Origin of the sequence: Methyloversatilis discipulorum, from assembly GCF_000527135.1 — a bacterium.
Classification (GTDB): domain Bacteria; phylum Pseudomonadota; class Gammaproteobacteria; order Burkholderiales; family Rhodocyclaceae; genus Methyloversatilis; species Methyloversatilis discipulorum.
Genome location: NZ_AZUP01000001.1, coordinates 4,084,003 through 4,096,456 on the forward strand (window position 1 = coordinate 4,084,003; position 12,454 = coordinate 4,096,456).

Below are 12,454 nucleotides of genomic sequence, written 5' to 3' on the forward strand. Positions count from 1 at the left end.
CTGCATGAAAAGCTTCAGCCTGGTGCCCATAGCGCTGTGGAACCACCCCTTCCCATCCCGAACAGGACCGTGAAACGCAGCCGCGCCAATGATAGTGAGCACCTCGCTCGCGAAAGTAGGTCAGCGCCAGGCTACCCCACAACACAACGCCCGATCACACCCCAGTGATCGGGCGTTTGTGCTTCCAGACTCACTCCCGTACATCCCAACAACCCCTCAAACGACCAAATCCGGACCACAATCCGTCACATGGCCGACCAAAACACACCACGCGCCTTCTCCGGTATCGACCGGCTGTACGGCAACGGCGCCTACGCAAAACTCAGAAAATCCAGCATCACCATCGTCGGTGTCGGCGGCGTCGGTTCATGGACCACCGAAGCCATCGCACGACACGGAATACAAAACATCAATATCATCGACCTCGATAACGTCGCCGCCATGCAACAAAGGTGGATGTTCGCCTGCTGGTGCAGCATCAAACGCCCGCCAACTGGGTCGATCGGATTACCGGACGCGAGGCTCAGAGCGCTGCGCGCTGTGTTATCCTAGAAAGCTATCCGCGATCGCGGAATCTCATACAATCACGCCTAATTTTTCCCTACGATTCAAGGACATTCGCTAATGGCGCAGAACACCTCACCCGTGAACACACTCGAGCGGAAGATCAACATGTCGGTGGTCGCCGCGGATGTCGAAAAGAACGTTGCGGTTCGCCTCGCACGGATGGCGCGCACGGTCAAGATGCCCGGCTTCCGCCCGGGCAAGGTGCCGATGAAGATCGTTGAACAGCAGTACTCGGCGCAAGCTCGCTCCGAGGCATTCACCGAAGCCGTTCAACAAGCTTTCGGCGCCGCAGTGCGTGAACAGAACCTCCGCGTTGCAGGTTTCCCGAAAATCGAACCCGCGGAATCCACCGAGCCGGGCAAGGTTTTCTTCAGTGCCACCTTTGAAGTGTACCCGGAGATCGTCGCGGCGGACCTCAGCGGCAAGACGCTCGAGCGCTCGGTATTGGCTGTCGGCGATGCAGAGGTCGAAAAGACGCTCGAAGTTCTGCGTAAGCAGCGTGTCAGCTACGTTGCTGCGGATAAGGCTGCCGCCAAGGATGATCGGATTGTCATGGACTTCCGCGGTACGCGGGAGGGCGAAGCTTTCGACGGTGGCACCGCGGAGGACTTTCCTGTCGTTCTTGGCGCGGGCGCGCTTTTGCCTGAGTTCGAGACAAATGTCGAAGGTTTGAAGGCCGGCGATTCCAAGACTTTTTCGCTGACCTTCCCCGAGGACTATCAGGCAAAGGATCTGGCCGGTACGACGGTTCAGTTCGAGGTCAAGATCAAGTCGGTGGAGGCCCCCGTGCTGCCTGACCTTTCCGCCGATTTCGCGAAGTCCCTCGGTGTTCCGTCCGGCGACGTCGAACAGCTCAAGGCGGACGTCAAGTCCAACCTGGAACGTGAGGTCAAGAAGCGCCTGCAGGCTCGTGTCAAGAACGAGGTCATGAATCTGCTGCTGGAAACGCATGAGTTTGACGTGCCGAGCGCACTCGTCGAGCAGGAGTCGCAACGCATGGCGGAAGAGGCACGAGCAAATCTTGCCTCGCGCGGCATGAACGTGAAGGACATTCCAGTCGAGCCGGCATGGTTTGCCGACCAAGCTGTGCGCCGCGTCCGTCTCGGCCTCGTTGTTGCGGAGATCGTCAAGAAGAACGAGCTGTATGCGAAGCCGGAACAAATCCGCGCCGTGGTGGAAGAACAGGCTCAAAGTTATGAAGACCCCGCCGATGTCGTTCGCTGGTACTACAGCGATACGCAGCGTCTGGCACAAGTCGAAGCGCTTGTTGTCGAAGATAACGTGGTTGACTGGGTGTTGGGCGTCGCACAGGTGTCGGACAAGGCTGTCGAGTTTGACGACCTGATGGCAACGAACTGATCGGTACGACGTGTCGGGTCCGATGCTTGCTTGTATGAATACGAGAGGCCGCACCGGCGGCCTCGTCCGGGAGAGTGTCGAATGATGTCGGAAACTGTCGGTCTGGGCATGGTGCCCATGGTCATCGAGCAAAGTGGTCGGGGCGAGCGTGCTTACGACATTTACTCGCGTCTGCTGCGCGAACGCGTGGTGTTCCTGGTCGGGCCCGTGAATGACACGACGGCCAATCTGATCGTTGCGCAGTTGCTGTTCCTTGAATCCGAGAATCCGGACAAGGACATCTTCTTCTACATCAACTCACCGGGCGGTTCGGTCACCGCGGGCTTGTCGATCTACGACACGATGCAGTTCATCAAGCCGGACGTGTCTACGCTGTGCATCGGACAGGCCGCCAGTATGGGCGCGTTCCTGCTCTCTGCCGGTGCGAAGGGCAAGCGCTTCTGCCTGCCGAATTCCCGCGTGATGATTCATCAACCGATGGGCGGTTTTCAGGGACAGGCGTCGGACATCGAAATCCACGCGCGGGAAATCCTCACGCTGCGCGCCAAGCTGAACAACATCATGGCGCACCACACCGGTCAGCCGATCGAAACAATCGAACGCGACACGGATCGCGACAATTTCCTTTCGGCCGAACAGGCGCGCGAGTACGGCATTATTGATAAGGTACTGACAACGCGGGCGGAGAGTGCCGCCTGAGTGCGGGTGTCCGCATGCAACGCAGGTGTACCTGTCAAGTTTGGAGTTGAGTCATGACCGACAAGAAATCGGGTTCCGAAAAGCTGCTCTACTGCTCGTTCTGCGGGAAGAGTCAGCATGAAGTGAAGAAGCTCATCGCCGGGCCGTCGGTCTTCATCTGCGACGAATGTATCGATCTCTGCAACGACATCATTCGAGACGAAATCAGCAGCGAGCAGGCGGGCAAGAGTGCGCGCGGTGATCTGCCGTCTCCGAAGGAGATCTGCGAGATTCTCGATCAGTACGTGATCGGGCAATCGCCGGCCAAGCGCATCCTCGCGGTTGCCGTCTACAACCATTACAAGCGCCTGCGCCACATGTCGCGCAAGGACGAGGTCGAACTTTCGAAGAGCAACATCCTGCTCGTCGGTCCGACCGGGTCTGGCAAGACACTGCTCGCGCAGACGCTCGCGCGCCTGCTTAATGTGCCCTTCGTGATGGCTGATGCCACGACGCTGACCGAAGCGGGTTATGTCGGCGAAGACGTTGAGAACATCATCCAGAAGTTGCTGCAGAAGTGCGACTACGAAGTCGAACGCGCGCAACAGGGCATCGTCTACATCGACGAAATCGACAAGATTTCGCGCAAATCCGACAACCCGTCGATCACTCGCGACGTGTCCGGTGAGGGCGTGCAGCAGGCGCTGCTCAAGCTGATCGAGGGCACGGTTGCCAGCGTGCCGCCGCAAGGCGGCCGCAAGCACCCGAACCAGGACTTCGTTCAGGTCGATACGACCAATATCCTGTTCATCTGCGGCGGCGCGTTCGATGGTCTCGAGAAGGTCATTCGCAATCGCACCGAGCAGGTCGGCATCGGCTTCGGTGCCGAGGTGAAAAGTCGCGATAACCGCAGCACCGGCGAGGCGCTGCGCAATGTCGAGCCTGAGGATCTGATCAAGTTCGGCCTGATTCCCGAGTTCGTCGGCCGACTGCCGGTCGTCGCAACGTTGCAGGAGCTCGACGAGGAAGCGCTGATCCAGATCCTGATCGAGCCGAAGAATGCGCTGATCAAGCAGTACCAGAAGCTGTTCCAGATGGAAGGCGTCGAACTCGAGGTGCGCCCGGGTGCGCTGCAGGCGATCGCACGCAAGGCACTGAAGCGCAAGACCGGGGCACGTGGTCTGCGGAGCATCATCGAGTCGGCTCTGCTGGACACGATGTACGAACTGCCGGGCATCGAGAATGTCGCAAAGGTGGTGATCGACGAGGGCGTGATCGACGGCGAGACGAAGCCGATCATGCTGTTCGCCGACCAGCCCAAGGTGTCCGGTTCGAACTGATACCCGCGCGTCGGTTTGCGCGCTGCGCGGGTGCCGGAGCCGGGGCGGCTTGATTCGGGAAGTGCCGCCCCAATCTGTCTGACACTGTCGCGTTAAGGAATAGCAATGTCCAGCCTCCAAACCGTTCCCGAGCAACTCGAACTGCCGCTTCTGCCACTGCGGGACGTCGTCGTCTTCCCACACATGGTGATCCCGCTGTTCGTCGGTCGCCCGAAATCCATCAAGGCGCTCGAGTCGGCCATGGAAGCCGGCAAGAGCATCCTGCTGGTGGCGCAGAAATCCGCCGCCAAGGATGAGCCGAACCCCGAAGATCTTTACCGTATCGGTTGCGTTGCCAACATCCTGCAGATGCTCAAGCTGCCGGACGGCACCGTGAAGGTGCTGGTCGAAGGCACGCAGCGTGCGACCGTCGAGGACATCGTCGACATCAAGACGCTGTTCATGGCGCAGGTCACCACGGTTCCCGCCGTCGAACAGACCTCGCACGAAATCGAAGCGATGCGTCGCGCACTGATCAGCCAGTTCGATCAGTACGTCAAGCTGAACAAGAAGATTCCGCCGGAAATCCTGACCTCGCTGTCCAGCATCGAGGAAGCGGGGCGCCTGGCCGATACGGTGGCGGCCCACCTGCCGCTCAAGCTCGAACAGAAGCAGGACATCCTCGAACTGTTCGGTACGGCCGAGCGTATCGAGCGCCTGCTGTCGCAGCTGGAAACCGAACTCGACATCCTGCAGGTCGAGAAGCGCATCCGCGGCCGCGTGAAGCGGCAGATGGAGAAGAGCCAGCGCGAGTACTACCTGAACGAGCAGGTCAAGGCCATCCAGAAGGAACTGGGCGAAGGCGAGGACGGCGCCGATCTCGAGGAAATCGAGAAGAAGATCAAGGCTGCCGGCATGACCAAGGAAGCCATCGCCAAGGCGCAGTCCGAGCTGAAGAAGCTCAAGCTGATGTCGCCGATGTCGGCCGAGGCGACCGTCGTGCGCAATTTCATCGAAACGCTGGTCGGCCTGCCGTGGCGCAAGAAGTCCCGCATTTCAAAGGATCTGGCCGAAGCCGAGAAGATTCTCGACAAGGACCACTACGGTCTGGAGAAGGTGAAGGAACGCATCCTCGAGTACCTGGCGGTACAGCAGCGCGTCGACAAGCTGAAGGCACCGATCCTGTGCCTGGTCGGCCCTCCGGGCGTCGGCAAGACTTCGCTTGGCCAGTCGATCGCCAAGGCGACCAACCGCAAGTTCGTGCGCATGGCACTGGGCGGTGTACGCGACGAAGCCGAAATCCGTGGCCACCGTCGCACCTACATCGGTTCGATGCCGGGCAAGATCCTGCAGAACATGACCAAGGTCGCAGTGAAGAACCCGCTCTTCCTGCTCGACGAAGTCGACAAGATGGGCCAGGACTTCCGTGGCGACCCGTCGTCGGCGCTGCTCGAGGTGCTCGATCCGGAACAGAATTCGACTTTCGTCGACCACTACGTCGAGGTCGAGTACGACCTGTCTGACGTCATGTTCGTCGCGACCGCCAACTCGCTGAATATTCCGGCGCCGCTGCTCGACCGGATGGAAGTGATCCGGCTGTCCGGCTACACGGAAGAAGAGAAGGTCAATATCTGCCAGCGCTATCTCGTGCCGAAGCAGATGAAGAACAACGGCCTGAAGAAGGAAGAGCTGTCGGTTACCGAAGACGCGCTGCGCGATATCGTGCGCTACTACACCCGCGAAGCCGGCGTACGTGCGCTTGAACGCGAAGTGTCCAAGATCTGCCGGAAGGTGGTGAAGGGCCTCGTGATGCGCAAGCGTTCGTCCAAGGTGATCGTCAACGCGAAGAACCTCGACAAGTTCCTCGGCGTTCGTCGCTATACCTTCGGCATCGCCGAGAAGGACAACCAGATCGGTCAGGTGACCGGTCTGGCCTGGACCGAAGTCGGCGGCGAACTGCTGACGATCGAAGTCGCGACCATGCCAGGCAAGGGCGCCGTGCAGCGCACAGGTTCGCTCGGCGACGTGATGAAGGAATCGGTCGAGGCCGCGCGCTCGGTGGTGCGTTCGCGCGCACGTCGCCTTGGCATCAAGGACGAGGTATTCGAGAAGTCCGATCTGCACGTGCATTTCCCGGAAGGCGCGACGCCCAAGGACGGTCCGTCCGCAGGTATCGCGATCACGACAGCGCTGGTGTCTGCGCTGACCGGCATTCCGGTCCGTGCCGACGTCGCGATGACCGGCGAGATCACGCTGCGTGGCGAAGTGCTGGGCATTGGCGGCCTGAAGGAGAAGCTGCTTGCTGCCGTGCGTGGTGGTATCCGTACGGCGCTGATTCCGCAGGAGAACGTGAAGGACCTGGCCGACATGCCCGACACGCTGAAGAACTCGATCGAGATCGTGGCGGTGAAGTGGATCGACGACGTGCTTGAGCGCGCGCTCGAGCGCAAGCCCGACGCACTGCCCGAGGCCGATCCGGCGACCGTGGTCGCCAAGGTCGAGGAACCTGCAGCGGCCAGCTCGGTCGTTACCCACTGATCGCTGCCTGACAACAGCCCGCGAATGGCCTCTTGTGAGGTATCATCGCGGGCTGTTTTTTGCAGCGACCATCAGGCAGCGGGTGCTTAGCTCAGTTGGTAGAGCGTCGCCCTTACAAGGCGAATGTCGGCGGTTCGAGCCCGTCAGCACCCACCAGTCCCTGCCTTGTTGCCCCGCAAAACTGGAGTGGTAGTTCAGTTGGTTAGAATACCGGCCTGTCACGCCGGGGGTCGCGGGTTCGAGTCCCGTCCACTCCGCCAAAACTGACAGCGGGCGAACGGATGTTCGCCTTTTTCATTTCCTGCGCCCGAAAAGCCCGGGCTCCGCGAAAGGTTCCTATGTTCGATGCAGTCCGCAACAACAAGCGCGTGGTTCAGGTCGTCCTGTTGCTGATGGTGTTGCCCTTCGCCTTCTTCGGCGTCGAGTCCTACATGAACAACGACGCGGTGCGCGAGGACGCGGCGGTCGTTGGCAAGCTGAAGATCGCTCCGGAAGAGTTCGAACAGGCGCTGCGCGACCAGACGGATCGTCTGCGCGACATGGCGGGCGAGCAGTTCGACCCGAAAATGATGGAGACGCCGCAGGCGCGTGCGCAGACGCTCGACGGCCTGGTGAGCCAGCGCATCCTGCTGCAGGAGGCCCAGCGTCAGCACATGACGGTGTCGGACGCGCGCATGAGCCAGATCATCGCCGGCGTGCCCGGTTTCCAGGTCGACGGCAAGTTCTCCGAAGCGCGCTTCGATCAGGTGGCGCAAACGCAGGGCTACAGCCGCGACGGCCTGCTTGCCCGCATCCGTCAGGATCTGGTGATCCGCCAGCTGTACACCGGCGTCGCCGGCAGTTCCTTCGTGCCTGCCTCGCTTGCCCGTCGCTGGGCGCAGATGCAGCAGGAAGAGCGCGAGGTCAGCGAGGCGATCATCACTCCGTTCGAGTTCATCGAGCAGTTCAAGATCACGCCGGAACAGGTGCGCAAGTACTACGACGACAATCAGAAGGAGTTCTCTGTCCCGGAGCAGGTCAAGGTCGAGTATCTCGTGCTCAGCGAAGCCGCGCTTGCTGCGACACAGGAGGTCAGCGAGGAAGAGGTGCGCAAGACCTTCGAAGCCAACCAGTCGCGCTACATGCAGGGCGAGGAACGCAAGGCGCGTCATATTCTGCTGACCGTCGACGCGGGCGCCAGCGCCGAAGATCGCAAGGCGGTCAAGGCGAAGGCCGAGCAGCTGCAGAAGACGGTCAAGGCCGATCCGTCGAAATTCGCCGAGCTTGCCAAGGCCAACTCCGAAGACCCGGGCTCGAAGGACAATGGTGGTGATCTGGGCTTCTTCGGTCGCGGCACCATGGTGAAGCCGTTTGAGGAAGCCGCGTTCGCCCTGAAGAAGGGTGAGATCAGCGGTGTCGTCGAAACCGATTTCGGTTACCACATCATCCAGGTCGAGGACGTCCGCGGCGGTCAGGGCAAGACGCTGGAACAGGCGCGCGCCGAAATCACCGACGACCTGAAGAAGCAGGCGGCCCGCCGGCGCTTCGCCGAGCTCGCGGAAACCTTCAGCAACACCGTCTATGAACAGGCCGACAGTCTGGCGCCGGCCGCGGAGAAGCTCGGCCTGCAGGTGAAGACCAGTCCGCTGATTCCGAAGGGTCTGCTGATGCCGGCGCCGTTCGACAACGAAAAGCTGCGCGAGGCCATCTTCTCGGACGATGCGGTCAAGAACCGCCGCAATACGCAGGCGATCGAGACCGCGCCGAACACGTTGGTGTCGGCGCGCGTGATCGAGCAACTGCCGCCGTCGATCAAACCCTTCGAAACCGTGCAGGCCGACATCGAGAAGAAGCTCGGCTTCGAGGCGGGCCGCAAGATGGCGCTGGAACGGGGCGAAGCGTCGCTCGCCAAGCTGCGCGCCGGCGAAGAGGCGCCGCTGAACTGGTCGCCGCCGCAGGACATCTCGCGTGCCCAGGCACAGGGCCCCGCCGCCAACATGGTGCGTGCCATCTTCAATGCGCCGGCCAACAAGCTGCCCGCCTATCTGGGTTTCCCGATGGACAACGGTGGTTTTGCGATCTTCCGCATCACCGCCGTCAAGCAGCCGAAGGAGGCGCTCGATCCGGCGCGGGTCGAGGCGATCAAGGCGCAACTCGAACAGACCGTGTCGCAGGACGATTTCGCCGCCTATCTTGCTTCCCTGCGCAAGGAGTATCCGGTGACCGTCAATCGCAAACTGATCGACAACGCCAAGCAGCCCTGAGCACGGGCAGCGGGAATAAAAAAGGCCACCTCGACGGTGGCCTTTTTTTTCGTCCCGAACGTTCAGGCCTGTGTTCAGGCGTAGGCGGCAGGGTCGGGCGCGTTGCGCAGGCCGGTCAGGAAGGTGTCGACCAGCCAGGGCGCCCCGGCGCGCAGGTCGAAATCGCGGCGCTCTATCCAGCTGCGCATCAGCCCACCGATGAAGGCGTGCATTGCCTCGGCGGTTTCCTTCGGCGGCAGGTGCGCCGGCAACTGGCCCTGGCGCACGGCCGCCGCGAACACCACTTCCAGCATGGACAGGCAGCGCGTGTGTGTTTCCAGTTCGCGTGAGCGCAGGCGATCGAAGTCGGGGCCGCCATCGAGCTTGCAGAACTTGATCTCGAACACCGACTGCACGCGCTCGCACTCGGCCAGCATGCGCAGCACGTGGATCGCATCGTTGCGCAGATAGCCCAGCGGGTCGTTGCCGGGATCGGCAGCCAGATCGCTGAGCATGGCCTGCATCGGCGTGCTCACGCGTTCGCATACGGCTTCGAAAATGTCGGCCTTGTTCTCGAAATGCCAATACACGGCGCCGCGCGTATGACCGGCGCTCTTGGCGATGTCGTCCAGCGTGGTGCTGGCGACTCCCTTTTCGCGGAAGCAGCGCTCCGCCGCGTCGAGCAACTGGACGCGCGTCGCTTCGGCTTCTTCCTTGGTGCGTCTGACCATATGAGCTGTAAGGGATTTATACAAACAGACGTGAATGTATATTTTCTTCGCGCCCGCGTCAAAGTGGTGCAACAAGCTGCGAGGCGCGCAGCGTAACAGCGGCCATTACGGTGTGCATGGCAAAAAGCTTGAAACGACGCGCTGTCGGCGATGCTTTGCGCCGGGACAAAAAGAAAAGGGCCCAGACCGTGAGGTCTGAGCCCTGAATGTGGTGGGCAGTAGTGGGATCGAACCACTGACCCCCGCCGTGTGAAGGCGGTGCTCTACCGCTGAGCTAACTGCCCTGTATTCGTGACAGGGCGCGAATACTAGCCGGTGAACGCCGGCGCGTCAAATGCGCTGTTGCGACGCGCTACAATCGCGCGCTCGCTTTCACGTGTTTCCTCCCATGTCACAGGTCGTCCGTACCCGCTTCGCTCCCAGTCCCACCGGTTATCTGCACATCGGTGGCGCCCGCACCGCGCTGTTTTCCTGGGCCTATGCGCGCCGGCACGGCGGCCAGTTCATCCTGCGCATCGAAGATACCGACGTCGCCCGTTCGACGCCGGAAGCGGTGCAGGCGATTCTCGACGGCATGAAGTGGCTGGATCTGGGCCATGACGAAGGCCCCTTCTACCAGATGCAGCGTATGGACCGTTACAAGGCGGTGATCGCGCAGATGCTGGAGCAGGGCTACGCATACCGCTGCTACACGACACCGGAAGAGCTCGACGCCCTGCGCGAGCGCCAGCGCGCCAACAACGAGAAGCCGCGCTACGACGGGCGCTGGCGCCCGGCCCCCGGAAAGACGCTGCCGACACCGCCGGCAGGCGTGCAACCGGTCATCCGTTTCTGCAATCCGCTGGACGGCGTCGTCGCCTGGGAAGACCAGGTGAAGGGGCGCATAGCCATCGCCAACGAAGAACTGGACGACCTCATCATCGCCCGCGCCGACGGTACGCCGACTTACAACTTCTGCGTCTGCGTCGACGACTGGGACATGGGCATCACCCACGTCATCCGTGGCGATGATCACGTAAACAACACGCCGCGCCAGATCAATATCCTGCGCGCATTGGGTGCCACGGTGCCGCAGTACGCCCACCTGTCGATGATCCTCGGCGATGACGGTCAGAAGCTGTCCAAGCGTCACGGCGCGGTCAGCGTGATGCAGTACGACGAAGACGGCTACCTGCCGGAGGCGGTGATCAACTATCTGGCGCGTCTGGGCTGGAGCCACGGCGACGACGAAATCTTCACGCGCGAGCAGTTCGTGCAGTGGTTCGATCTCGACCACATCACGCCGTCGGCGGCTCAGTTCAACACCGAAAAGCTGCGCTGGCTCAACGCCCATTACATGAAGCAGGCGGACAACGCCTGGCTGGCTGCCGACGTCGCCAGCCGGCTGGCCCGCCGCGGTGTCGATCCGGAGGCCGGGCCGACGCTGGAGCCGCTGATCGCGCTGTACAAGGATCGCGTATCGACGCTGGTCGAACTGGCCGACGCGCTCGAAGCGTTCTACATCGACCTGCACGTGGCGCCCGAACTGCTTGCCCAGCATCTGACCGACCCGGCGCGCGAGGCACTGCGCAAGCTGTCCGCCCGCCTCGAAGCGGCCACCTGGGACAAGGCCGCACTGTCCGCTGCGATCAAGGAAACCTGTACCGAGTGCGGCCTGAAGATGCCGCAGGTTGCGATTCCGCTGCGTGTGGCGTTGCTCGGCCAGCCGCAGACGCCGTCGATCGACGCGGTGCTCGAAGCCTTCGGCCGCGAGCGCGTGCTCGCCCGGCTGGGCCGCGTGCTCTGATCCGTTCACCGTGCGCGGAACATCCGCGCACGGACCTCCACGGTCAATCGTCCTCCGGCGTGTCGTGAGCGGCCTGGTGCATCGTCCATCGGTCGGGGTGGTTCTCGTCTTGCATCGGGCATAGACTGAATGCGGATCCGCAGCTTCGATGCTGAAGCGCGGACAGTCCGATGTCACAGTCCGGTACGGGCCATGAACCGCATCTTCATCAGCTACCGCAGCGCCGATGGGGCCAAGGACGCCAGCCGGCTGGCCGACGATCTCGGTCGCGTTTTCGGCGCCGACCACGTGTTCCTCGACCGGCAGGATCTGCGTGGTGGCAGCAGCTGGCGACAGGAGATCGAGCGCGCCATCGGTCATAGGCCCATCGTGCTGCTGCTGGTCACGCCCGGTTTCGCCGGCGCGCGTCACGCCGACGGGCGGCTGCGCATCGATGACGCCGACGACCCCGTGCGCATGGAAATCCAGTCGGCCATCGACGCTGGCGCAGTGCTGATGCCACTGCGCGTCGATGGCACGCCGATGCCTTCGGCCGCCAGCCTGCCGGAACCTCTGCGCCTCATCACCGAACGCCACGCGCTGCCGCTGCGCACCGACGACTGGACCCGCCTCGATCTGCCGCGCATCGTCGCCGACATCGAGCGGCTCGGCGTGCCGCGCGGCGGTGTCACCGCGGCGGAGGGCGTGCGGCCGGTGCGCAGCAATGCACGTCGCTGGGCGCTTGCGGCCGCGGCCGTGCTGGGGATTACCGCGCTCGTTCGCCTCGCCGTCGAGGACGATGCCGAACTGCCGCTGCCGCCCACCGCGGCCGGCGTCGGCGCCACCACGCCGCCGCCGGACGCCACGCAGCCGGTGGCCGCGCTCGCCGCCGACCGGCCATCGCTCGAAGGCCGCTGGCTGCTCACCACGCAGAACGGCGAGCGCATTCCGCTGCATCTGCGCCACCGTGACGACCGGCTGTCACTGCGTTCCGAACCGGTGCGCGTCGACAACGATCCGGCCTGGCGCGACTACATCGCAACGCTTGCCGCGATGGAGGGGCCGCCCCTTACCCATATCGTGTTCACCGCCCGCGGCGCGGTGTTCGGCGACGTCGCCGATCTTGCCGTGCGTGTCGTCAGCGCCGACGGCAGCTTTCTGGTCGACAGCGGCAATCTCACGCTGCGCATCGGCCCGGAGCGCCGCGTGCTGGCCGGCAAGGTCGAACTGAACAGTGGCGAAAAGAATACGGTCGTGCTGTCGCGCCGACCCTGA

Annotated in this window: 9 protein-coding genes, 3 tRNA genes and 1 rRNA gene; 11 read left to right on the plus strand and 2 right to left on the minus strand. The window is 62.6% G+C overall.

Annotated features, from left to right (window positions below; all coding sequences use genetic code 11):
• Positions 1 to 18 precede the first annotated feature (18 nt).
• The 9 genes from rrf (at position 19) to METFAM1_RS0119025 (ending at position 8,704) form a co-directional block, all read left to right on the plus strand.
• Positions 19 to 132 (plus strand): 5S ribosomal RNA (gene rrf / locus METFAM1_RS0118985).
• A 117-nt stretch (positions 133 to 249) separates the two neighbouring features.
• Positions 250 to 552, plus strand: a complete 303-nt coding sequence (locus tag METFAM1_RS21260) for a ThiF family adenylyltransferase (RefSeq protein WP_081627172.1) — start codon at positions 250 to 252, stop codon at positions 550 to 552.
• A gap of 72 nt (positions 553 to 624) precedes the next feature.
• Positions 625 to 1,926 carry a trigger factor gene (tig, locus tag METFAM1_RS0118995; RefSeq protein ID WP_019917131.1) on the plus strand — a complete coding sequence of 434 codons (1,302 nt, stop codon included), beginning with the start codon at positions 625 to 627 and terminating at the stop codon, positions 1,924 to 1,926.
• An 81-nt stretch (positions 1,927 to 2,007) separates the two neighbouring features.
• Positions 2,008 to 2,625, plus strand: coding sequence for an ATP-dependent Clp endopeptidase proteolytic subunit ClpP (clpP, locus tag METFAM1_RS0119000; RefSeq protein ID WP_019917133.1), 618 nt, complete (start codon positions 2,008 to 2,010; stop codon positions 2,623 to 2,625).
• Between the two features lie 53 nt (positions 2,626 to 2,678).
• Entirely contained in the window at positions 2,679 to 3,944 is a 1,266-nt protein-coding gene (gene clpX / locus METFAM1_RS0119005) for an ATP-dependent Clp protease ATP-binding subunit ClpX (RefSeq protein WP_019917134.1), read from the plus strand.
• A gap of 105 nt (positions 3,945 to 4,049) precedes the next feature.
• Positions 4,050 to 6,461: an endopeptidase La gene (gene lon / locus METFAM1_RS0119010; protein WP_024300855.1), complete on the plus strand. Its 2,412-nt coding sequence runs from the start codon at positions 4,050 to 4,052 to the stop codon at positions 6,459 to 6,461.
• A gap of 80 nt (positions 6,462 to 6,541) precedes the next feature.
• A tRNA-Val gene (locus METFAM1_RS0119015) sits at positions 6,542 to 6,617 on the plus strand.
• 27 nt (positions 6,618 to 6,644) lie between these two features.
• Positions 6,645 to 6,721 (plus strand) — tRNA-Asp (locus METFAM1_RS0119020).
• A gap of 78 nt (positions 6,722 to 6,799) precedes the next feature.
• Positions 6,800 to 8,704 carry a SurA N-terminal domain-containing protein gene (locus tag METFAM1_RS0119025; protein WP_019917136.1) on the plus strand — a complete coding sequence of 635 codons (1,905 nt, stop codon included), beginning with the start codon at positions 6,800 to 6,802 and terminating at the stop codon, positions 8,702 to 8,704.
• A 74-nt stretch (positions 8,705 to 8,778) separates the two neighbouring features.
• On the opposite strand, the gene METFAM1_RS0119030 is transcribed toward METFAM1_RS0119025, so the two are convergent.
• Both METFAM1_RS0119030 and METFAM1_RS0119035 read right to left on the minus strand, forming a co-directional pair.
• Entirely contained in the window at positions 8,779 to 9,414 is a 636-nt protein-coding gene (locus METFAM1_RS0119030) for a TetR family transcriptional regulator (protein ID WP_019917137.1), read from the minus strand.
• Between the two features lie 209 nt (positions 9,415 to 9,623).
• Positions 9,624 to 9,698, minus strand: a tRNA-Val gene (locus METFAM1_RS0119035).
• Between the two features lie 104 nt (positions 9,699 to 9,802).
• Here METFAM1_RS0119035 and gltX point away from each other — a divergent pair.
• Positions 9,803 to 11,200: a glutamate--tRNA ligase gene (gltX, locus tag METFAM1_RS0119040; protein WP_019917138.1), complete on the plus strand. Its 1,398-nt coding sequence runs from the start codon at positions 9,803 to 9,805 to the stop codon at positions 11,198 to 11,200.
• A gap of 192 nt (positions 11,201 to 11,392) precedes the next feature.
• On the plus strand, positions 11,393 to 12,454 hold the full coding sequence (locus METFAM1_RS0119045) for a toll/interleukin-1 receptor domain-containing protein (protein WP_024300856.1): 1,062 nt from the start codon (positions 11,393 to 11,395) through the stop codon (positions 12,452 to 12,454).

Excerpts from the sequence above, each read along its gene's own strand:
- clpX (WP_019917134.1), top strand. The coding sequence starts at position 2,679 with ATGACCGACAAGAAATCGGGTTCCGAAAAGCTGCTCTACTGCTCGTTC.
- lon (WP_024300855.1), top strand. The coding sequence starts at position 4,050 with ATGTCCAGCCTCCAAACCGTTCCCGAGCAACTCGAACTGCCGCTTCTG.
- METFAM1_RS0119045 (WP_024300856.1), top strand. The coding sequence starts at position 11,393 with ATGAACCGCATCTTCATCAGCTACCGCAGCGCCGATGGGGCCAAGGAC.
- clpP (WP_019917133.1), top strand. The coding sequence starts at position 2,008 with ATGATGTCGGAAACTGTCGGTCTGGGCATGGTGCCCATGGTCATCGAG.
- METFAM1_RS21260 (WP_081627172.1), top strand. The coding sequence starts at position 250 with ATGGCCGACCAAAACACACCACGCGCCTTCTCCGGTATCGACCGGCTG.
- gltX (WP_019917138.1), top strand. The coding sequence starts at position 9,803 with ATGTCACAGGTCGTCCGTACCCGCTTCGCTCCCAGTCCCACCGGTTAT.
- tig (WP_019917131.1), top strand. The coding sequence starts at position 625 with ATGGCGCAGAACACCTCACCCGTGAACACACTCGAGCGGAAGATCAAC.
- METFAM1_RS0119030 (WP_019917137.1), bottom strand. The coding sequence starts at position 9,414 with ATGGTCAGACGCACCAAGGAAGAAGCCGAAGCGACGCGCGTCCAGTTG.
- METFAM1_RS0119025 (WP_019917136.1), top strand. The coding sequence starts at position 6,800 with ATGTTCGATGCAGTCCGCAACAACAAGCGCGTGGTTCAGGTCGTCCTG.